Genomic DNA, 22267 nt, shown 5'->3' on the forward strand with positions numbered 1-22267 from the left:
TACAGGAAGTTATTTCGTTAAGGCACTTATCCGGTTTTAACCGGGCTTTGGGCGGCCTTTCTTTTGTTACTTTTCTTTGTCCGCAAAAGAAAAGTAAAATTATTATGGCATACCCTTTTAACTCTAACCCCGCACAAAGGATGGGGATTTCAAAGATTAATTAAAATTAATTCCGTCAATCCCTCAATGACTTCTCATACTCATCCATAAAGTGATAAAGCGAACTGTCGAGAACTTTTACTGCTCCATCGAGAAGGTGGCAGCGCCCGCCACCGGGTAAAATTTCACTGAGATTTTTCAGGGCATCGAGGTCACTCTTTCTCCCCCTCCCCGTATCGATCTTATCGAGAAGCATAGAAATGTAATAGGTCCCCGATTTACAGGGCGGACACTGGCCGCATGAGGAATGGGCAAAAAAGTTAACATACTCGGCAACACGTTTGACGATTCCCGTCCCTTCGGAAATAACGATCATGGCCCCTGTACCAAGGGCCGAGCGTCTTTCTTTTACCGATTCAAAATCGAGGTTAACATCGAGATCCTCTTTCGTGAGGATCGTATTTGACGGCCCACCCGTAAAAACGGCCTTAAGCTCCTTACCGAGAAGCATGCCGCCGCCATACTCGAAGATCAATACTTCCAGCGGTGTTCCCATGGGCAATTCATAAACACCGGGCTTTAAAACATCGCCACTGAGAGAAAATATCTTTGTCCCCGTCGCTTCACCAACACCAAGGTCCTTAAACCACCGGGCGCCGTTTCTAACAAGATGAGAAACATTGCAGAGTGTCTCCATATTATTTATCAGTGTGGGGCAGCCGAATACGCCTGATTCGGCAGGATAAGGCGGTTTCCCCCTGGGGAAGGGGAACTTCCCCTCTACCGATTCGATGGCCGCCGTCTCTTCACCACCAATATAATGGCCCGAGGTGCGGTGAATTCTCAACTCCAGACGTCCACCGGTATGTTCATTAACAAGGTCGTAGAGGTTGGATTCCCGCCATTGCATAAGGGCCTCTTCCATGGCTGCATGGGCACGGTCGAGTTCGGGATTAATGTAGAATACGATTTTGTTAATCCCTGTCGTAACGGCCGCAATAAGTGCGCCTTCAATGAGCTGGTGCGGTGTTTCCTCGATAAGCACCCGGTCCTTAAATGTTCCCGGCTCATCTTCATTTCCATTGCAGATAAGATATTTGTCACCTTTGGTCTTCTTATCGACAAGAAATTTCCACTTAATGTGTGCAGGAAAGCCGCTGCCACCAAGTCCCCGGAGCCCCGCCTCTTTCACCATTTCAAGAACGGCGGCAGGATCGGAAAGGGCCTTTCTCAGCGCCTCCCCTCCCCCAACTTCCAGCCAGCGCTGAAAATCAGCCCCGAAACGGATATTTTCATGCAGTAATACCTGATTAAGTTTAATCATTTCCCATTCCCCCTCTTGGCATAATCAGGAAAGAGAACAGGGCTCTTCTTCTCCATGCTCATACCGGCGTGGGTCAGTTCACGCCTGAGCCTGCTTAAGTGTTCTATTGTCACTTTCTTATGGCCCCTGCCATGAGAAATGGCTGATGCACTCTGTCCGGCACGTCGTCCAAAGCAGATAATCTCCAGCAGGGCATTACCCATGATACGATTTCTGCCGTGGATTCCACCGCTTACTTCCCCCACACAGTAGAGGCCGGGAACCGTTGTCTGACCATTTTCGTCAATAACAGCGCCGCCATTTTGATAGTGCAGCGTAGGATAAACCATGAGCGGTTCTGTTTCAGGATCGAGATTGCACATTTTCCCCGTCTGAAGAACTTTCGGAAAGCGCTTCTGTAAAATTCCGGGCTCTTTCTTTTCAAGATAGGGCGTATCGAGCCAGACGCCCTGGATACCATCATCAGTAAAAACACCCCTCCCCTCAGCGCACTCTCTGAGGATGGCAGAAGTAACGCAGTCTCTTGCTTTTAGTTCATCGATAAAACGTTCCCCTTTGCCGTTTAAAAGCCTTGCTCCGGCGGAACGTATACCTTCCGTAATAAGCGAGCCCGACATATGGCTCGGATAGGCCATGCCTGTGGGATGATACTGGAATGAATCGATATCTCTCAGTTTAGCACCCAGGCGATAGGCAAGAACGAGGCCGTCTGCCGTGGCGCCTATATGGTTGGAAGTGGGGAATTTATTCAGATGAACACGGCCGATGCCGCCTGTAGCCATAATAACGGCCTGTGCCTTTATTATGGTATAGTTCTGCTTGTTCAGCGAGAGCACGACGGCCCCTGCACAGTGGCCCGATTCGTTAGAAAGAAGCTCGACGACAGGGTTATACTCCCACACATCGACTCCGCTGTTGAGTACCCCTTCACGAAGCGCCTTCATCATTTCAAGGCCCGTATAGTCACGATAGTAAACGATACGGTCTGCCGATGTCCCACCTGCACGACGGAGCATGAGATCGCCGAAACGGTCTTCATCAAACTGCATCCCCTGGCCTATAAGCCACCTGATCGTGTCGGGCGCATCGGTAACGAGGCTTTTGACAAGTCCCGAATCGGCAACAAAATGCCCACCTTTAATGGTATCGTCAAAGTGCATCTGCGGTGTATCGTCCTTGCCGATAGAAGCCTGTATGCCCCCCTCAGCCATTACCGTATTGGAATCACCGAGCCTGAGCTTGGTAGCAAGGATGACCCTTGCCCCTTCCTTGGCAGCCGTCAGAGCTGCGGCACAGCCCGCCCCGCCGCCGCCGATGACGAGAACATCCGTTTCATAAACAGGCGCACCGGCAAGATCAGCTTCCTCGATGACAGCATCAGCCTGCAAAATACCGGCAAGCTGGCTGTGACACATTTCACCGGCATTGGGACCGATTGTGAGTGGAACCATTGTTCCCTCAACATAATCAGGGTGATATTTCTTCAAAAGTTCGGGAACATCCACCTCTTCAGGTGAAGAAACATCACCGGAAAGCTGCCCGTATATTTTTAGAGCTTCCGCTCTTTTTATTCCTTTTGCCATGAAATTATTCCCTGTCTTCAGTTTTTTCGTCATATTCAACAGGATAGAGACCTTTTCTCATGGCCTCTAACCGGTTAATCAGGTTTGAAGGGCGAATATGAAAATAAGCGGTAATTCTTCTGCCGAAAAGACCGACATGATTCGGTGTAATTCTCTCAGGGCAAGAGGTAAGGCAAAGCCCGCACATGACGCATTCCAGAAAATGTTCACCCGACTCCTTGAACTTCCCTGCAACGGCCAGTTCAACCCCCTTTTCAACATCGATATCCTTGGGGCAGGACTTGGTACAGCCGCTGCAATGGCGGCAGTTAATTGCCTCGGGAAAGACCTGATGAAACTGGGCCTGCGTATCCCAGGAATTCTGAAAATCTTCAAGCTGGTAGTGATGATGGTTGGATGTGGGAAAAACGAGAAAAATAATCTGCATTCCCTTCTCAACAATTGTCTGACAACCGAGTTCCGTCGTAATTTCCGATCCGCCGGCACGCCTTACTAGCACCTTGCAGGCGCCGCAAACCCCCTCAAGACAACCGACGCCGTGAACCATGGGGTATCCCGCATGCCACATGGCCTGAATAGCCGACATGGCATGAGGAAGCTTGATATCCTTTCCGTTTATATTGACCTCAATCGTTCCTTCGGCCATTTTTTTTATACCTCATTTACTTTCACCGGTTTTTACAAAACAGGATAATTAAGATAATCCCCGGCCTCTTTGGATTCAAAGAAATCAGGCTACACATAATAACACAGAGAGCTATCATCTCAAATCTCAAAATAAGCCCCCACCCATTAACAGCCCTTGACTCGCCTCAAATATTTGTTGCCAAAACCTTACAGGCTGCCCGGGCTGCCTGTAAGGTTTGACAATAGACATATTGCTCGCTAAGCTATCAATATGAGACCTTAATAAAAGTTGTTCCTCTATTTTTACATTTGATTTTATCAATAATCAAATAGGGAGACAAAATACCACGCTATCCTTTTGACGCAGGTGTATATGAATAATGCAAATTTTAAAAAATATGAAGATGACTTTATTCACGCTCTCCTAAGCATAAACAAGGCAAGGGCAGAGGAGATTTTAAGTGAACTGGTCAAAGAAGAATGTTTAATAACTATTGGGGACAAATTTCTTGCCCCGGCCCTGGAAAGGATCGGAAAAGACTGGGAAAAGGGGATTACTTCTCTGGCGCAGGTATACCTTAGCGGCCACATGTGCAATACTATTCTCGATAAAATGCTGCTCTCCAAAGAATCTTTTCAAAAGAAACAACCTCCTATGGCTATAGCAACACTGAGTGATTTTCATACGCTTGGCAAGCGAATAGTCTTCTATTCCCTGAAAGTTTCCGGTTATAAAGTAGATGACTTTGGACACGGCCTCCTCATTCATGACCTCGTCAATAAGTGTCAGGAGAATAAAACAGAAATCCTTCTTGTTTCTACTCTTATGTTACCGTCGGCCTTACTCGTCAAACATCTGATAGAGGCCTTAAAGGATGGGGACCTTCATGTAAAAGTTATCGTCGGCGGCGCGCCTTTCTACTTTGACAGAGAACTCTGGAAAGAAGTAGGCGCAGATGCAATGGGTTATAACGCTTCCGATGCGCTGGGAATAGTCAAACGCCTGTCAGGAGAACTCAAATGAATGAAAAAGCATTTACACCCATGAGTCGTCTTTTGACGGCGCTTTCATTCCGGGAGCCTGATCGTGTCCCCTTTTTCCTGCTGCTGACCATGCATGGCGCAATCGAGTTGGGCATACCGATTAAGGACTACTTTTCAAAAGCAGCCAATGTTATCGAAGGCCAGCTCCGCATGAGAAAAAAGTACCGCCATGATTGCTTCTACACCTTTTTTTATGCGCCCATTGAAGTAGAGGCCATGGGTGGCGAGGTCTTTTACCGCGAGGACGGGCCTCCAAATTCAGGAAAACCGCTCATAAATAAATGGGAGGAAATTGAAAAGCTCTCTCCACCGCCGGTAGCAGACGCGCCCTGTTTACAGAAAGTCATTGAGGCAACAAAAGGACTGAAAAAAGAAGTGGGCAATGACGTGCCTATTATCGGCGTTGTTATGTCTCCTTTTTCCCTGCCTGTTATGCAGATGGGTTTTGAAAAGTATATACACTTTCTTTATGAACAACCCCGCCTGTTTGAACAATTAATGACGATTAATGAAAATTTCTGTACAGAATGGGCAAATGCCCAACTGGAGGCAGGGGCTACGGCAATCTGCTATTTCGACCCTGTATCTTCAATAACGATTATTCCCAAAGAAAAATACCTGGAAACGGGATTTAAGGTTGCCAAACGAACCATTGCCCGAATCAATGGACCTACGGCAACCCATATGGCATCGGGGCTGTGCCTGCCCATTGTGGATGAACTGATAGAAAGCGGCACCAATGTGATTGGAGTGAGCGCGCTTGAAAACCTGGAATCTCTCAAAAAAAACTGCCGGAAAAAGCTGGCCATCCTTGGCAACCTGAACGGTATCGAAATGCGCCGATGGACTGAAGAAGAGACAGAAAGAATCGTTAAGGAAACCATCAAAAAAGGCGCTCCCGGAGGAGGACTTATCCTTTCCGACAATCATGGAGAAATTCCCTGGCAGATACCGGAAGAGGTCCTGCTGGCAATTTCAAATGCCGTCCATAAATGGGGCAAATACCCCATATCCATCTGAAAGGCAAAAAAATATATTTTTTTGCAGCAGAATATATCACACCCAAAACATCCTGTTCCCGCATACAACGGTTCTCTCGTTTCTTTCAAAGACCTTTCTCTTTTAAACAATTCAGACCTGCCGGCCGGCGAGTATAACATTACTTTTGCCATCGATAATAATGGGGATAGTGTTCTCGATAAAACCTTCAGTCAGGAAATCACGATAAAGGTAAAAAATGATGAAGACTGCCGCCGCTGTCATGAAAGTGTCGATCGTCCAGACCCTACGGATATTCCTTCAAGGCATCATGCGCTGATAAATAGCGGCGGTTTAGGTTGTCTCGATTGTCACAACATTATAACAAATGACGATGGTTCAAGTACTCTTAACATAATAAGAACCTGCTCGGTCTGCCATAATCAGCCGGAACAAATGCGCGTTACCTATCAAAGACCCATACCTGATGAGTCCCTTACCCAGAGGCATCATCAGCGGGCAAGCAATGAAGGGTGGGATTGCGTTTTCTGCCACACATCAGGCCAATAGTAATTGTCTCATAATTTTTATCAATATGACAGAGGGGGATGGTTTGGTCCATCCCCCTCTTTTTTTGAAATCCCTTCTGCCTGCCCCTTTTTATTTTTTCAGGGCCTTAAGCCGCTCTTTCGCCTTCTGTGAATTTTCACTTTTGGGGTAATCCCTTATCGGCATCAAAGTCAAAAACATTTCTCTCCCTGCATACCACTTATTAAGTATTAAATCTACTGCGAAAACGCCCTTTTGGCCGGCATTATCCGGTTAGGAAATTGCACCGCTGTTCCTCCCCCTTCAAGGGGGAGGTCAGAAGGGGGATGGGGTTCTTACATTTCTGCAAAATCCTACCCGGACACTACTGCATTTTTCTCGCTACAATTTACTAAGTCCGACAGACTCCTGGAAAGGGCCCTTTCCAGGTTTAAATAACAGCCTGAGTTGACAATCATTTCACTGTCAGATAGTCTTTCCATATCAACACTTTCTTAATTCCAAGAATCACACCCTGCCGCAAGCAGCAGGATATGAGCGCGGAGACGACACATCCACTTTATCCCCGTCCATGGAGAGTGCAACCGCCAGGGATTCAAAACCTGTGAACAGACAAGGGATCGATTACAAAAAATACGAAGATAACTTTATTCATGCCCTGCTCTCTATGAACAAATCCAGGGCAGAGCAGATTCTAAGAGAGCTGGCTAAGAAAGAGAAGCTCCTCTATATTTGCGACAATTTCATAACCCCGGCATTTGAACGAATAGGGAAAAACTGGGAATGTGGGATTACACCTCTATCCCAGCTATATATTGGCAGCCATATCTGTAATGCTATTCTTGATAATATGCTCGTCAACGAAACACTTCCTAAAAAAAAACAACCCAACCTGGCCATTGCCACGCTGGGTGATTTTCACACACTCGGTAAAAAAATAGTCATTTACGCCCTCAAAACAGCCGGTTACAAAGTCATCGATTTCGGCTATGGGCTCCTCATCCATGATATTGTGGAAAAGTGCAAACAAAAGGAGACGGAGATTCTTCTCATTTCAAGCCTCATGGATTCCTCGGCTCTGTTAACAAAACAGCTCATAGAGGCCCTGGAAGATGAAGGTCTTCACATAAAAGTCGTTGCAGGTGGGGCGCCCTTTTGTAAGGACAAGAACCTCTGGAAAGAAGTCGGCGCTCATGCCATGGGCCACAATGCTTCAGACGCCCTGGGGATTATCAAGCGTTTTGAAGAAGAACTCTGCTAACTGAGAATTTCTTGGTTCTTTCCTGATAAAGTTGAAAACCCTATTAACCAACCACAGAGACACGGAGATTGGTGAAAAAGCAAAAGACCCTTTAATACAAATATAATGCCTATTAAAAAGCCTGATATCTGAGGCCCTTGCAAAACTCTTTGTCATCCCCGAAATGTTCAATCGGGGATATGGTTTTCTGTAACAAAACACCCTATTCCCACTTATACCCCAAGGACACTTTGTCACTTTGTTCGGGCGAGCGGGAATGACAGCCTCTTTGTACTTTTGCAAAAACCTCATCTTTCTTTCATATTCCTCTGTGTCTCTGCGCCCCTGTGCTTAAGATGGCTTGTTTCAACTAAAATACGAATGAGCCAATTTCTCTTACATAAAACAGTACTTTCACTTCCTTTTATTACTTTTTAAGGGCTTTAAGCCGCTCTTTCGCCTTCTGCGAATATTCACTTTTCGGGTAATCCCTTATGATCTCCTCATATAAGCTTACCGCATGTTTGTGATTATTCTGAAGCTCCTCAAACTGTGCCGTTTCATAAAGCTCCTTTGCACCGGAACCTGAACAGGCAAAAAGGACCAGCATTAATACTATCGTAATCAGTCTTTTCATAGAATACTCCTTAAGATTTTATTGTCTCTTTCCTTTAGTCTCTTTTGACAGGATTTACGGGGCTATCTTAATCTTAAATATGCAAAGCCGCAATGCTTTTCATCCTGTCGGGTCAGGAACCGGAAAAGGGCTGGATGAATTTCACCTTAATTGAAATATATCCCGCTGTCAGTTGGCCCTTGTTAAGGGATTGCTTTGGGTTGAACAAAAAACCTCCCCCTTGGGCTAAGGGGGATTGAGGGGGTTACTATCATTAATGGTGTTACCGACAAATTCCTCCAATGCATCAAACACCCCTTCTATATTCTGCAAAACATCATTATTCCAAAACCGTATGGTTTTTATCTCCCGTGTTTTCAGATAATCAGTTCGCGCTTCATCATATTCCATGATCTCCTTCTCCGAGTGATGCCCGCCATCCAACTCTATAGCGAGTTTCAACCTGGGGCAGTAAAAATCGAGGATATAGGAACCAACGCTGTATTGACGAAAAAACTTCAATCCTCTAAATTGCTTGTTCCGCAATTTTTGCCAAAGAATTCTTTCCGCTAAACTTTGATTGCGACGAAGCTCTATTCGCCGATCCTTTAGAGCTTGACTGTTATAAGTCTGTTTCATGTGACCTTCTTTATTATTATAGTAACCCCTCCCAACCTCCCCTTAGCCCAAGGGGAGGAGCAAATATGCCCCTTCTTGGCCAAAAAGGTGCAATAATCCCTTTTGCCTTATCAGGAAGCGGAAAAACCTCCCCCTTGGGCTAAGGGGGATTGAGGGGGTTACTATCATTTACATTACTCTTATACCACCCCATTTAACTTAATCAGGCAAAACTATAGCACATTGATAAAAAATGAAAAAACAGGAAATTTGTGACAGATATCGAAACTTTTAAACCCTTCAAGCGATCAAGCCGTTTAAACAGATTAATCGGCTTGAACCCTTCCAGGACATCATCCTAAAGCGTTGTTATTTCCAGGCGATTCTTCCTTCTCTGCCAGTCCGGCATTAGCTCTTCAAGCAGCTTATAGAAACCGGCGCTATGATCATTAAACTGAATATGACAGAGTTCATGGGTAATGACATATTCAATGCAATCCTTCGGCACACGGATTAATGAAAGGTTAAGTGTAAGCCTTCCTTTTTGGGATAAGCTGCCCCACCTTGTCTTCATTTTCCGGATTTGAAGTTGCGGGCAGTCATAACCGTGCTGTTTAAAGCGCCCCATAACCGTCTCATAAATCTGCGGCATCTTTTCCCATGCCTTTTTACGGTACCATGACAAAAGGCAATCCTTTACCCTGTCGGCGCTTATCCGACCTTTTATTGTCACCATCATTTGACGGCGCATAACTTTTACACTGTCCCTCTCACCCGTTATAACCTTTAAACGGTATTGCTTTCCAAGGTAAAGGTGAGTCTCGCCGCTCACGTAGCTGCGCGGCGGAGTTCTTGGCTCGAACTGACTGAAGTGGACTATCTGCTTAACTATCCATCTCACGCGTTTCCTGACGCGCTTTTCAATATGAGACCAATCGGTATCCAAAGGCGCCTTGACAATAACCCGTTTATCGGGATGAACGGCAATCTCCATTGTCTTTCGATTCACAAAGAGCACATTAAAGCCGATTTGCTCCCCGCCATAATGAATCATTCCTTTTTCCATCATGATTGGCGATTCCTGTTTTTTGCCAATTTAAGGGAATCTTCTATAATCGCGTCCATCTCTTCCATTGTCAGGTCAATCCCCGCGCCGTCCCTCACCTCGTCATAAAGATAATCGTCAATTTCATTCATGGTTTGCTTTTGCGCGTCAAAATCGTCAATAAAATTAACCTTCCAGTTACGTTTCACTATATGGCGTATGGCTAAAGCCGTATCGCTTGCAATATTTTCACACCTTTTGGCATCGATGCCCTTGCCATCGAAAAAGGGCTTGATAATACCGAAAAAAGCCATAGCCTCATGGTCATCACCAATAGCCTCAGGCATATCGTCATGCTCCCTGCGGACAACCTTGCCACGAATATCGATTGCCCTGTTCAGGTATTCCAGGTCTGAAATTCTCTTTGCCCTGAAATCATCGATTGCCTGCTGAATGAGCTTTGAAAACTTTGTAAAAAAGGCGGGATCTTCTCCCATATGTTCGGCAATGGCCTTTTTCGTTGCATGAGCGATTGCATCGGCCCGTGCGGCTTTCGTTTTTGTTTCATAAATGCCCTGCTCCTGCTTTACCTTAAGAAAAGTATCTTCGTCGAAGATGTTGACGGGGTCATTGAGTTGATAAACCTCACTGGCAAAAATATGAGTATCAAGAAGCTTTTTCAGCTTCGGTTCATAGTGGCGGCGGTAATCGATGGTTTCTGCATAACGCAGTTTGACGGACGTCCTCATTTTCTGGAAGTGTTTCAAATCATTTTTATACTGTTTCAGCTTTGCATCCGACACAGACATGACAAATTGCTCCGATGAAAGGGCTATCCCCAGGGTAAAGGAATAATCGGAAAGCCTTTCATAAAAATCGTGACGTAGTATTTCATCACCGAGCATAAGCTCATAAGCTTCTTCGTCATGTTCATTCTCGACGCCTCTGAAAATATCCCAGAGGTCGGAGTGCCGCTGGGGCAGTTTTTTCACTTCCTCATCGATACTTCTCAAGGCACCCTTAATGTCTTCTTCATCAAAACCGCTCAGTTCCTTGTATGAGGTTAGCGCATTATCCAGTTCACCCAAAACACCTTCATAATCGACAATATAACCGTAATCCTTGGGCTCGCCCGTCAGTTCATCTTCGTAAAGGCGGTTTACACGGGCAATGGCCTGGAGCAATGTATGGCCCCGAAGGGTACGGCAGAGATAAAGCACCGTATTCCTGGGGGCGTCAAAGCCGGTTAAGAGCTTATCGACGACAATGAGAATTTCCGGCTCCTCTTCATATTTGAACCTTTCCGTAATTTCCTTGTTATAGGCCTCTTCCGAAATGTAGCGCTTCAACATTTTGGTCCAGAATTTCTGAACCTTGTCTTCCGGTTCATCATCCACTTTTTCATCGCCCTCACTTTTACCGGGCGGCGAGATAATCACCTTTGATTTAACATAACCGATATGATCGAGGTATTCCTTGTACTTGAGCGCCGTCACCTTGAGAGGCGCCACCAGCTGCGCCTTTAAGCCCGTTCCCTGCCAGTTGCTGCGGAAATGCTCGCTAATATCAAAGGCCCGCATATAAACCACCTGCTCGGCCTTACTCAGCATATTGGCCCTGGCATACTTCTTTTTCAGGTCCCCTTTTTGCTCCTTTGTCAGCCCCTGCGTATGCCGTTCAAACCAGAGATCGATGGCCTTTTTGTTCTGCTCCATCTCCACATGACGGCCCTCGTACAAAAGGGGGACCACGGCGCCGTCTTTCACGGCCTCATCGATAGGATAGGCGTCAATGAGGCCGCCAAATTTGACGAAATTGTTCTTCTCCTTTTTCATGAGCGGTGTGCCGGTAAAACCGATATAGCAGGCACGGGGAAACATTTGCCGCATCCGCGAATGGAGTCCTTTAAATTGCGTCCGGTGCGCTTCATCGACAAGGATAAAAATCTCTGCCGAATCTTCCACATGCTTTCTCACATTAAGGGCTTTATCGAACTTGTGAACCAGTGTGGTAATAATGGAGGCCTTCTTTTCGCAGACCAGTTCCAGAAGATGACGGCCCGTTTTGGCCCTCTTTTTATCGAGTCCGCAGGAGGCAAAGGTATTGCCCAGTTGCTCGTCGAGATCGACGCGGTCCGTTACCAGCAAGATCCGCGGATTGATGATAGACCTGTCCATAACAAGCGCCCTTGCCAGCCAGACCATGGTCAGCGACTTGCCCGAACCCTGCGTATGCCAGAGAATACCGCCTCTGCGGATACCCGCTTCATCGAATTCCTTGACTCGCTTCATAATCCGTCTGACGGCAAAATACTGCTGGTAGCGGGCAATTTTCTTGTTGCCGCCGTCAAAGAGGGTAAAGTGACAGGCAAGTTCAATCAATCTTTCAGGCCGGCAGAGGCTGTAAATGGCCCTGTCCTGCTTCGTTACCTGCCTGCCGCCTTCCTGCGCAAGACTATGGAAGAACTTCCTTGCCGGGGCAAAGTCACCTGAAAAAAGCGACCCTTTGCTCTCGCGGCTCAGGGGCTGATTAACCATTCGGGCAAGCCTTTCATCAACCTTCTCCCTTTCCTGCCAGTGAGCCCAGTACTTTTCCGCCGTACCTGCCGTGCCATAGGTCGCTTCATTTTTGTTGATGCCCATCACCACCTGGGCATAGGCAAAGAGTTTGGGAATGTTATCTTCCCGCTCGTTGCGGATGGACTGTTTTATGGCCTCTTTCACTTCTATTTCAGGGCTTTTGCACTCCATAACAACGAGAGGAATGCCGTTAACAAAAAGGACAATGTCGGGTCGCCTTTTTTTATCGCTCCGCGTGCGGTCGACAGAAAATTCCGCCGTTACATGAAATTTGTTTTTTGAGGGGTTGGTCCAGTTAATGTAGTAGAGGTTAAAGCTTCTGGCATCGCCTTCAATACTTTGTTCCAGCGAAGTGCCCAGCGTTAGCAGGTCGAATATCTTTTCATTGGTTTTCTGAAGGCCATCGAACTTGACGTTTTTAAGTTTTTGAAGAGCCGTCTGGATGTTTTCTTCACTGAAACGGTACTCACGGCCCTTATGATGAATGCGGTTAATCTCCTTAAGCTGCGCTTCCAGCACCTCTTCAAGGATGACATTTCCCGTACTTCCCTTGCGAAGGGCATAGACCTGCTCTGGCGGCACATATTCATAGCCCAGGTTGATAAGCAGTTGCAGCGCCGGAATCTGGGAGAGGTATTTTTCGTTAAAGCGGAAGCCCCCTGTTGAATAGGTCGTCCTGTCTTCACTCATTTGCTTCGCTTCCTTTCGGCAGAGCGAACACGGTAGAGACGTTCCGTAAAGCCACCCTCCTTTTCAAAATCACTTGCCAGTGTGGCAAGCTGGCGGTCGAGGAGGTAGCAGCAGAGATTCAGGAGGGAAAGTGCAGCGTTAGCAACCAGAACTTCGGAAGGCAAAGACTTGCACGGACCTTCACCGACTGCCAGGGACTTCTCTTTTTCGGCTTTATTGTCCCTGTCTGTCCGTGCATGACCATAACTGTCCCTGCGCTCTCTCCAGAGCGCCCGTTCCTCCTCCACCCAGTTCCGTAGATCATCCAGGGTTTTGCAGCGTCTTGCCTTGAAGCGCATGAGTGCCGGGTGGTCCGGCTCCCACATAGGCATCCCCCGCTGCCTCAAAAAATCCTCATAATCGAGGCGAAGCTCCTCCAGGCTGGCCCGCGCCACGTTGGTCAATTTCAGTTCCGTCTTTTTAGACGTGGCCGACGCCTGGCTTCCTTCGGCAATGTTTTGTACGCCGCTTCGCGCCGCCTGCACCATCTGGTCCCGCGTGCGGCTGAAGCGGTCCACGTAGCGGTCGCAAAAGCGCACCGTCACGTCATAAACGAGTTGGCCCACCTGAAAGCTTTTCAGCTTGCGGTAGCCGCCGTGTTTAGGGATTAGTGGTTCTTTTTCAGACATCTTCCCCCCCTTCAAACATTTACTACGTCCCTGCCCTGTCCGTGCTGTCCGTGCAAGTCTGTGCCCCCTTCACCCGCCACCGGCCGGTGAGAACCTTTTGCATGAGGCCGCGTTTTTGGGTTTTGTAAGCATTGAGCTGTTTTTTAAGCAGGTTGATTTCTTGTTGAGCGGTGTTCAGGGTGTCGGCTATTGTTTTTTGTATATTCAAGTTAGGGAGATTAAGTTTCAACTTCAGTATTTGTTTATCCGACAATTCCTTTTGCCCTGTACCATCCATGATCTGACCAACACGTTTATAATAATCACGTCGGCAAAAATAATAAAAAAGAAAATCTGAAATTAACTTATAACTCTTCAACGATAATGATGTGATTGCATTTGATGCAATGTAACCATCCAGATGAGCAGGAACTATACCGAACCCCCCATTGTGAAAATTCTGGCGTCCGATTAGAAATTCACCAGCTTCACGGGTATAGTATGGGCGGCCGCGCTCCGTTAACTTTGGTTTAATACGAGTGTTTGCTTCAATTCCGAGGCAATGCAGCTTAACAGTTAGAAGTGTTTTGCCTTCAACAGATGACAAGGGTAACTTTTTTAAAATAGTGGCAACGTCCCCTAATTTCACACTTTTCCATTCATCTGACACGCTTCCATCAATAAATAATTTGTTGAGCCACCATTTAAATCGGCTTTCCTTTGCTCCAATCAGCCTTTCCGTTTTTTCAATGGCTTTGTCCCAGGTGGAAAGGAGGGATGCAATAGCGGTTTGTTCGTTAAAGGGTGGAAGATTTACGGATAATGGCTTTATAGTATGAAGATTAATATTTGCTTGTGCATTCTGAGTTGCTCGTGACTTAAAGTAGTATTTTTGAGTTTGCAAGAAATATTTAAGCCAGTCCTTACTAGTACCCTTTTGGGGCCGAATGGCAACAAGACTATCAGGGCATGCAAAGTCAAAACCAACCTCAGCAATATCTCCAATATTAGCGGCAATAGTAATAAGCAACGTTCCGGCAGGAAATAGTCTGCTGACTTTAAGGCCCTCATCATTTAATGTCTGAGAATAAGACTCAATCACTCCAGTTGCAGAGGCTACATCTCCTGTTTGTAGAAAAGGAATATTCCCACCATAGTATTTTGGGTCATTTCTCGGTCGTGCAGAAAACTTTCCACGTTCCACTGTGGCAATTTCCTCTAACCTGACAAACTTCCAATTCGTCATTCATATCCTCCAACAAGTACTAAACTCTCTAACAATGATGGCAATTATTTTTTCTAAAAAAACAACTCTTACCATTCCGAGAACATCCTCGAAATGGTTATTAAAAGGGCAATTAAATGTGTGTCATACCCGAAGGCTTTTATCGGGTATCCATATCTTTTAAAACCTGGATTCCCGCTAAAACAATGCGGGAATGACAATCTTATGAACGCAACGATTGTGTTGCAGAGTTAATATAAACTGTCACTGACCATTTTTCCCACTTGGTAAAAATGGTAAACTCAAGTGCATGTTCATCAAGACTTTATCTTTTCTATCTGCGCCCATCTGCGTAATCTGCGGATTCATCTTTCAGCCCCTACATTATCCACAGATGACGCAGATTTGCGCAGATTAAAAACTATCCTTTTGTATTCCAGCTGTTTCGCTCCAAAATTTATCAAGAGACTTCTGTTAAGCCCTGATGCTTTAAGGTAGTTGATAACCTGTGATTCTTCTATTCCAGATAACTGTTTTAGTGCTTTCAATTCAACAATAACGGAACCGAAACACACAAAATCAGCCTTGTAATGCGCATTGATAGGCTTGCCCCGATAGAAAACAGGCAGCTTTTTTTCCCGCTCAAAAGGAATCCTCATCACCTGAAATTCCTGTTCCAATGCTTCCTGATAAACGGCTTCCAAAAAACCATGTCCCAACTCCTTATGCACTGCCATTGCAGCCCCGATAACGGCATAGGTTTCACTGTCTCTTATATTTTTATCTTCTTTCTTCTGATACATTATTAAGCCCTTTTTTATCCGCAGATTACGCAGATGGGCGCAGATAAAAGACAAAAAGAAATCACTTTATAGTTTTAATCTGCGTAAATCTGCGTAATCTGCGGATCATCTTTCAATCCCCTTGAGCATCTCCGCCATTTTGCCCCTCACATCAAGCAACTCCTTCTCAAGGTCATCTATCTCCCTCTGCACGGCGTCAATATCAATCTCTTCCTCTTCCTCAAAGGTATCCACATATCTCGGGATATTGAGATTGAAATCATTCTCCTTAATTTCATCGAAGCTTGCCACATAGGCGTATTTATCCACTTCCTTACGCGCCTTACAGGTGGAAACAATCTTCTCCATATGCGCATGGAGAAGCGTATTCCGGTTCTTCCCGCTCTGAAACTCGCTGCTGGCGTCAATAAAGACAACATCCTTTCGCCCTTCATTGACGCCCCCTTTTTCCCGCGAACGGTCAAAAACAAGAATGGCAACAGGAATGGACGTTGAAGGAAAAAGATTGGCAGGCAGTCCCACAACGGCATGGAGCATATTTTCCTCAATCAGTTTTTGGCGAATGCGCCCTTCACCCCCGCCTCGAAAAAGCACACCGTGAGGCACGACGACGGCCACGCGGCCCTCCTTGGCAAGGGCCCGCTCCACCATATTGAGAATAAAGGCCCAGTCGCCCTTGCTCTTTGGCGGCACACCCCGCATAAAACGCTTGTAGGGATCTTTGTCGGCATTCTCAGCGCCCCACTTGTCCAGCGAAAAAGGCGGATTGGCGACAACGACATTGAATTTCATGAGCCTGTCATTTTCCACCAGCATGGGACTGTTGAGCGTATCGCACCACTCGATACGGGCACCGTCCATGCCGTGAAGAAACATATTCATCCTTGCCAGCGCCCAGGTAGCACCGTTCACCTCTTCACCGAAAAGGGCAAAGTCCTTTCCCATCACTTCACGGCCCGCCTCGATAAGCAGACCGCCCGAACCGCAGGAAGGATCACAAATGCGGTCGCCCGCCTTCGGTTCAGCCAGTTTTGCCAGCAGTTCGGAAACCTTGTAGGGCGTATAGAATTCACCCGCCTTTTTTCCTGCGTCACTGCCGAAACGCTCTATCAGATAAATATAGGTATTGCCGATCACATCTTCACTGACCCGGCTGGGACGCATATCGAGCTTTGCACTGGCAAAATCTTCAAGCAGGTTTTTAAGCCGCCTGTTGCGGTCCCCCGGTTTGCCAAGGTTGGCTTCACTGTTAAAGTCGATATTTCTAAAGACGCCTTCCAGCTTGGCCTTGTTGGCTTCCTCGATATGGTCCAGCACAATGTTGATAAGCTCACCGGCATTGGGCCTTTCCCGCCGTTCATGAAGGCTGTAATAATCGGCAAGAAAAGTGTCCAGCACTTGATCGGTATCTTCATCTTTAAGTTCGACAACAGGCAGGGTAAAGCGCTCACGTTCCAGCTTACGGCGAATACGAACCTCATCATCGCCGTATTGTTTTTTGTATGTTTCGTAATGGTCCTTCCAGACATCGGAAATGTATTTAAGAAAGAGCATGACAAGGATATAGTCCTTGTACTGTGCCGGATCGACAACGCCCCGGAAGGTATCACATGCCGCCCATGCTGTATCGTTAATCTCTTTCTGTGAAATCTTGCCTGTCATCAAATCTCTCCATAAACCACATTATTTTGTAACCATTCAGAATCAATATGTGACTGTTCAGATTACCGCTATTTTGTTCGATTACATGAAAAAAACGCACAGGTTACTGCTGTAAATGAGCATTTTTGACGCAGTTATCGGGCAAAAGAGTGGTGAGATGAACAGTTACTTTTCTTTTTCCATCATATGTTGGCACCAGCCGCAAAAACCACCCTTTTCATAGGCCTGAAACATTTCAATCCATGGGATGTGAGCGCCGCATCTGCCGCATTCTTCAGTATAATATTGATGCCATATATATTGGTTAAAATCATCTTTCTGATTTTCTGTCAGGTAATCATAACCGCTTTGGGCAATAAGTTCCACAATTTCCAGAAGTTCATCTTCCAGTTCACCTGATTTGATTAATTCATCGATAAATAGATAAAAGTCATTATCGGAAATACGCCATTCAATATGAGCCGCATCAAGTTTACCGTCATGGGAATAATCGTCTCTTGCCAAAGATAGACAGCTTGTATCAATAAGCAGTTTACGTTTTTCAAGGAGCCTTGTCTGCAATTCAATCTCTTTGTTCATGAGTTCGGCCATGTGGGTAATTTTCTTCTGTATTTCCAGTGGCGGCAGGTCGATTTCCATACTTTCCAGTATCTTTTTTGGCACCAGCGCAACCGTTTGCGCCTGCGCCTTGCCTTTAAGCTTTTTTTGAGTTTGGGGGTGATTAAGGAACCAGGCAAGGTACTGCGTCAGCGTCCCATACACATTGGGTCTTATAATATAAAAAACACCGGAGGCTATAAGCTTGTCCTTTTTGCCTTTTACAATAGCGGCAAAGTTATTTTCACCCCGCGACATAAAGAGTACATCCCCCGCCCTTACCCGGTAGTTCATCGGTTCCCTGTCAATTGAAATTGATAAAAGATCACTGCTGTCCAGTTCTCTTCTCTCATCAAAATCCCTCGACTGAATAATCTCATATTCACCGTCAATATGAGGTCTGATTTTTCCGCGGGGCTGATAGCCGATCTGAATTTGGGCAATCTCTTTTAACTGTACTTTCATCTTTTTCCTGTCAAGAAATAAAAAAGCGGGACCGCATTTGAACGGTCCCGCTTACTTTTACTGTTTTGTGGAAGGTGTTATTTTGTAAACGTATATAAAGCGCGCAGATTCATCACCACCGCCTGCGCCACCCCGGCAACCTGATTCAAGGAAAATATTCTCCATTTTACGGGCAATATCGACGTTGCCGCAGTCTCTTTCTATCCAGGCTCCTTTCTGCTCATCAACATTATGATCATTAAAAAGCCTTTCTCCCGGATCAGCAGCGATACCGCAATACCAATCGAAATTGCGACCGCCGTTTTGCGCCATAAACTGCTTGATTTCCACAATAATCAGTTGCTTTTCTGCGTAGGTCTTAAAAGCCATGCCTTTCTCCTTTCATTTTTTATACATTGAAATTAGCAACCTGTTAAAAAAAGGACCTCCTTTCCGCCGGCCCGTCCCAGGTTGACAGGAGAAAAAAATAAAGTTAAGATTTCCTCATGAGTAATGTTTGTTCCCGTCAACCCGGCTGGAACAGACAAGCCCTGTGTTGGCGCACAGGGCTTTTTTTTGCCTATTCGCTATGCCGTGCATATTTGTATATATGGCAACAAATATAGTTGTCCCCACAAGCCCTGTCAAGATCTATTTTTCTACATATTTACCCTACTTCATTACAATTTATCTTGACTGTTTTGAAGGGATGTGCCCATTGATCCCCATGCAGCTATAAATGGTCCTCCATATCCACCGATTAAAGTCAAAAAGACAAGACAGGGTACACATTTGTCAATATATATCGTGACAAATAGCCACCAATATGATACAACTAGCTCTAAATCAAACATTTTTAAGGAGTAAAATGATGAAAATTTAAAAGGTATGCGTTCATGGTATTCAGGGTAATGTCACATTAACAGTAATTTGGAGAGAAAAATGAAAACAATTAAAACATTTCTATTTGCGCTATTCTGCCTGAGTCTTTCTTATCAGTCACTCTATGCATCTGCATTAGAGCCCCTTGGAGATGAATTTCAAGTCAATACTTATAATGTAAGGCAACAGAATACGCCTGTTCTTTCTTTCGGCAAGGATGGTTCTTTTACCATAGTATGGACAAGCTGGATGTATGAAGTTCCCTGGTGGGGTCGTGGTATTTTCTCCCGGCGATTCAATGGCGAAGGCATTCCATTAGACGTTAATGAACTTCAGGTTAATACACGAACATACGGTTCTCAATATGGCCCATCGATAGTAACAGCGCCCGATGGCACTTCCATTATTTCATGGTGTACCTGGGATGGTGACGTATCAGCGCAAATTCTTGATATAAAGGGAGACCCCACAGGACCGGAATTAACCGTTTCTCCAAATGGTAATTCATGTGATGCTACATCAGCTGCCATTCTTAATGATGGCTCTTATGTCGTTGTCTGGGAAAGTATTAATTACAGTGAAAGCGGTCTGGACATTTTTCTGCAACGATTTGATAGCGAAGGCTTGCCTCTCGGATCGGAAATGCAGGTAAACACCTATACGTGGCATCATCAATCAAGCCCCGTTATTGACCAGGAACCGGACGGTTCATTCTATGTAAGCTGGACCTCTCGATATAGCAGCTACAGATATGCTCAAAAGTTTGACGCCAATGCGCTGCCTGTTGGTGATGAGTTCTACGCCCCTTCTATGAGCCATCTTTTTCCCAATGTACATTTAGCGCCTGACGGATCAAAACTTTTAATCACTTATAAAGACGATGGTTCAGGTCTTGGCGTATTTGGGCAAATGCATGATGCTGATAACACACCGAGTGGACCCGAATTTCAAATTAATATGACAACTGAAGATCATCAGGCAAACGCTAAAGTTGCTTTTTCACCTGATGGCAAGGTGGTTATTACCTGGGTAAGCTGGGGCTATCTTAACGGCGTGGAAAGAGACAGTGAAATTTTTGCCAGAATGTATCAGCTCACCCATGATAAGGATTCAGACGGCGACGGTGTCATGGATTCTGTCGATAACTGCCCCCTTACCCCGAACACCGATCAGGCCGACATGGATGCCGACGGCATTGGTGATGTCTGTGACGATTCGGACGGTGACGGCGTATTCGACGCAGTCGATAACTGCCCTGTTACCCCCAATACCGATCAGGCCGATATGGACGCCGACGGCATTGGCGATGTCTGTGACGACTCCGATGGTGACGGGATTTTCGATGCCTACGACAACTGCCCTCTTACCCCTAATACCGATCAGGGCGACATGGACGCCGACGGCATTGGCGATGTCTGTGACGACTCCGATGGTGACGGGATTTTTGACGCCTACGACAATTGCCCTTTTACCCCCAACGCCGACCAGGGCGATATGGATGCCGACGGCATTGGCGATGTCTGTGACGACTCCGATGGTGACGGGGTTTTTGACGCCTACGACAACTGCCCTCTTACCCCCAACACCGATCAGGCCGACAGGGACGCCGACGGCATTGGCGATGTCTGTGACGACTCCGATGGTGACGGGATTTTCGATGCCTACGACAATTGCCCCGACGAGGACGCAACCGGTTTCGACATAGATAACGACGGGTGCATTGACTCAGCGAGTGGTTTGATCGAATTGCTTGACACGCTTGTAAATGAGGGTGTTATAGACGCTGTACTTAGAAACAGCTTAATTGGAAAAGTTGAAAATGCTGAAAAATCGCTTGATAAAGATAATATCAATGCGGCCATAAATCAACTTAATGCCTTCATAAATGAAATCAATGCTCAACGGGGAAACAAGATTTCTGATGCGGCCGCTGACGAAGTCATTGCCTATGCCAATAGCGTGATTGAATATATGAATAGTTTGTTGCTTTAAAGAAGCAATTAACCGGATCAGGCTCTTGCAAATGAGAGGGGACAGTATTTTACTGTCCCCTCTATTAATTTAATTTTACCGTCCAATACTGAAAACAGGAGTTAAAGAAGCGGTTTAAACGATTGAACGATTTTCCCTAAGCCCTTGGATGATAATCCTTATAGATCTTTTTGAGACGTTCCGAATTAATGTGTGTATAAATCTGGGTGGTGGAAATATCGGCATGGCCGAGCATGGTCTGAACGGAACGAAGGTCTGCGCCCCCTTCCAGAAGGTGTGTTGCAAAGGAGTGCCTTAATTTGTGAGGTGAAATATTTTTGTAAATACCTGCCTTGAAAGCATTTTTTTTTATAATTTTCCAGAAACCCTGCCTCGTCATTTTATCGCCTCTTGCAGTAATGAAAAGATATTCACTCTCCCTCCCCTTGAGAATTTTTACCCTGCCATGAGTAATATAGGATTTGACCCATTCCATGGCAACTTCACCCATGGGAACGACCCTCTCTTTAGAACCTTTTCCCATGACAACGAGAAAGCCGACTTCGAGATTTAGCCGGTTGATGGTCACCGTAACAAGTTCGGAAACTCTCAGCCCCGTCGCATAGAGAAGTTCGATCATAGCCCTGTCTCTTATGCCGAGAGCTTCATTCACGTCGGGAGCTTTTAAAAGGCTTTCCACTTCAGAGGGGCTTAAGATATCGGGCAGGCGTCTAAAAGAACGGGGGAGGTCGATATTTTCCGTGGGCAGTTGTTCAATATAGCTTTCATTTTTCAAAAAGCGGTAAAGCATCCTTACGGCTACCATGTTTCTCGCCGTCGACCGGCTGCCAAGTCCACTCTTGCCGAGGTGCGTCATGAAAGCAAGAACGTCCTCTCTCCCGGCATTGATAATCTCCCGCTTTCGGTCCTTTAAAAAATTCTCAAAGCGGATGAGATCGCGATTGTAAGCGTCAACCGTATTTTTTGAAAGACCCTTTTCAACGACAATATAGTCTATGAAATCGCCAAGAACGTCCCGCAAGG

General features: G+C 46.0%; 19 protein-coding genes. 5 read left to right on the forward strand and 14 right to left on the reverse strand.

The genetic code is table 11. The annotated features are described in order from the left end of the window. Positions 1-175 precede the first annotated feature (175 nt). From OEV42_12685 to OEV42_12695, 3 genes are read right to left on the reverse strand one after another with little or no spacing between them, the layout of a single operon-like run. Entirely contained in the window at positions 176-1423 is a 1248-nt protein-coding gene (locus tag OEV42_12685; GenBank protein MDH3975129.1) for an SLBB domain-containing protein, read from the reverse strand. Continuing rightward, entirely contained in the window at positions 1420-3006 is a 1587-nt protein-coding gene (locus OEV42_12690; protein ID MDH3975130.1) for an FAD-binding protein, read from the reverse strand. The genes OEV42_12685 and OEV42_12690 overlap by 4 nt, the downstream gene beginning before the upstream one ends. Positions 3007-3010: 4 nt before the next feature. Continuing rightward, positions 3011-3652, reverse strand: coding sequence for a ferredoxin (locus OEV42_12695; protein MDH3975131.1), 642 nt, complete (start codon positions 3650-3652; stop codon positions 3011-3013). 354 nt (positions 3653-4006) lie between these two features. Here OEV42_12695 and OEV42_12700 point away from each other — a divergent pair, with 354 nt between their 5' ends. The 4 genes from OEV42_12700 (at position 4007) to OEV42_12715 (ending at position 7465) form a co-directional block, all read left to right on the forward strand. After that, positions 4007-4657 carry a cobalamin-dependent protein gene (locus OEV42_12700; GenBank protein ID MDH3975132.1) on the forward strand — a complete coding sequence of 217 codons (651 nt, stop codon included), beginning with the start codon at positions 4007-4009 and terminating at the stop codon, positions 4655-4657. After that, positions 4654-5697 (forward strand): uroporphyrinogen decarboxylase family protein, encoded by a 1044-nt coding sequence (locus tag OEV42_12705; protein MDH3975133.1) that lies wholly within the window; start codon positions 4654-4656, stop codon positions 5695-5697. The genes OEV42_12700 and OEV42_12705 overlap by 4 nt, the downstream gene beginning before the upstream one ends. Positions 5698-5718: 21 nt before the next feature. Next, positions 5719-6225, forward strand: a complete 507-nt coding sequence (locus OEV42_12710) for a hypothetical protein (protein ID MDH3975134.1) — start codon at positions 5719-5721, stop codon at positions 6223-6225. A 550-nt stretch (positions 6226-6775) separates the two neighbouring features. After that, on the forward strand, positions 6776-7465 hold the full coding sequence (locus OEV42_12715; GenBank protein ID MDH3975135.1) for a cobalamin-dependent protein: 690 nt from the start codon (positions 6776-6778) through the stop codon (positions 7463-7465). Between the two features lie 406 nt (positions 7466-7871). On the opposite strand, the gene bamD is transcribed toward OEV42_12715, so the two are convergent. The 10 genes from bamD to OEV42_12765 all read right to left on the reverse strand — a co-directional run bounded on the left by bamD (position 7872) and on the right by OEV42_12765 (position 18760). Then, entirely contained in the window at positions 7872-8081 is a 210-nt protein-coding gene (gene bamD / locus OEV42_12720) for an outer membrane protein assembly factor BamD (protein MDH3975136.1), read from the reverse strand. A gap of 225 nt (positions 8082-8306) precedes the next feature. Continuing rightward, positions 8307-8699, reverse strand: coding sequence for an endonuclease domain-containing protein (locus OEV42_12725; GenBank protein ID MDH3975137.1), 393 nt, complete (start codon positions 8697-8699; stop codon positions 8307-8309). A 337-nt stretch (positions 8700-9036) separates the two neighbouring features. Next, positions 9037-9747 carry a M48 family metallopeptidase gene (locus OEV42_12730; protein MDH3975138.1) on the reverse strand — a complete coding sequence of 237 codons (711 nt, stop codon included), beginning with the start codon at positions 9745-9747 and terminating at the stop codon, positions 9037-9039. Then, the gene (locus OEV42_12735; GenBank protein ID MDH3975139.1) at positions 9744-12992 is read right to left on the reverse strand and encodes an HsdR family type I site-specific deoxyribonuclease; all 3249 of its coding nucleotides are present in this window, start codon (positions 12990-12992) and stop codon (positions 9744-9746) included. Before OEV42_12735 ends, OEV42_12730 begins: the two co-directional genes overlap by 4 nt. Then, on the reverse strand, positions 12989-13660 hold the full coding sequence (locus OEV42_12740; GenBank protein ID MDH3975140.1) for a four helix bundle suffix domain-containing protein: 672 nt from the start codon (positions 13658-13660) through the stop codon (positions 12989-12991). Before OEV42_12740 ends, OEV42_12735 begins: the two co-directional genes overlap by 4 nt. A 22-nt stretch (positions 13661-13682) precedes the next feature. After that, entirely contained in the window at positions 13683-14885 is a 1203-nt protein-coding gene (locus OEV42_12745; protein ID MDH3975141.1) for a restriction endonuclease subunit S, read from the reverse strand. Between the two features lie 344 nt (positions 14886-15229). Next, positions 15230-15667, reverse strand: a complete 438-nt coding sequence (locus OEV42_12750) for a GxxExxY protein (GenBank protein ID MDH3975142.1) — start codon at positions 15665-15667, stop codon at positions 15230-15232. A gap of 105 nt (positions 15668-15772) precedes the next feature. Then, positions 15773-17329: a type I restriction-modification system subunit M gene (locus OEV42_12755; protein MDH3975143.1), complete on the reverse strand. Its 1557-nt coding sequence runs from the start codon at positions 17327-17329 to the stop codon at positions 15773-15775. Between the two features lie 165 nt (positions 17330-17494). Beyond that, positions 17495-18391, reverse strand: coding sequence for a restriction endonuclease subunit S (locus OEV42_12760; GenBank protein ID MDH3975144.1), 897 nt, complete (start codon positions 18389-18391; stop codon positions 17495-17497). Between the two features lie 57 nt (positions 18392-18448). Further along, positions 18449-18760 (reverse strand): hypothetical protein, encoded by a 312-nt coding sequence (locus OEV42_12765; GenBank protein ID MDH3975145.1) that lies wholly within the window; start codon positions 18758-18760, stop codon positions 18449-18451. A 552-nt stretch (positions 18761-19312) separates the two neighbouring features. Between OEV42_12765 and OEV42_12770 the strand changes: the two genes are divergently transcribed. Then, complete coding sequence (locus tag OEV42_12770; protein MDH3975146.1) at positions 19313-21244, forward strand: thrombospondin type 3 repeat-containing protein; 1932 nt, start codon at positions 19313-19315, stop codon at positions 21242-21244. Positions 21245-21380: 136 nt separating this feature from the next. On the opposite strand, the gene xerD is transcribed toward OEV42_12770, so the two are convergent. Further along, positions 21381-22265, reverse strand: a complete 885-nt coding sequence (xerD, locus tag OEV42_12775; protein ID MDH3975147.1) for a site-specific tyrosine recombinase XerD — start codon at positions 22263-22265, stop codon at positions 21381-21383. Positions 22266-22267 lie beyond the last annotated feature (2 nt).

This window comes from Deltaproteobacteria bacterium (genome assembly GCA_029860075.1).
In the GTDB taxonomy this organism is placed as follows: Bacteria; Desulfobacterota; JADFVX01; order JADFVX01; family JADFVX01; genus JAOUBX01.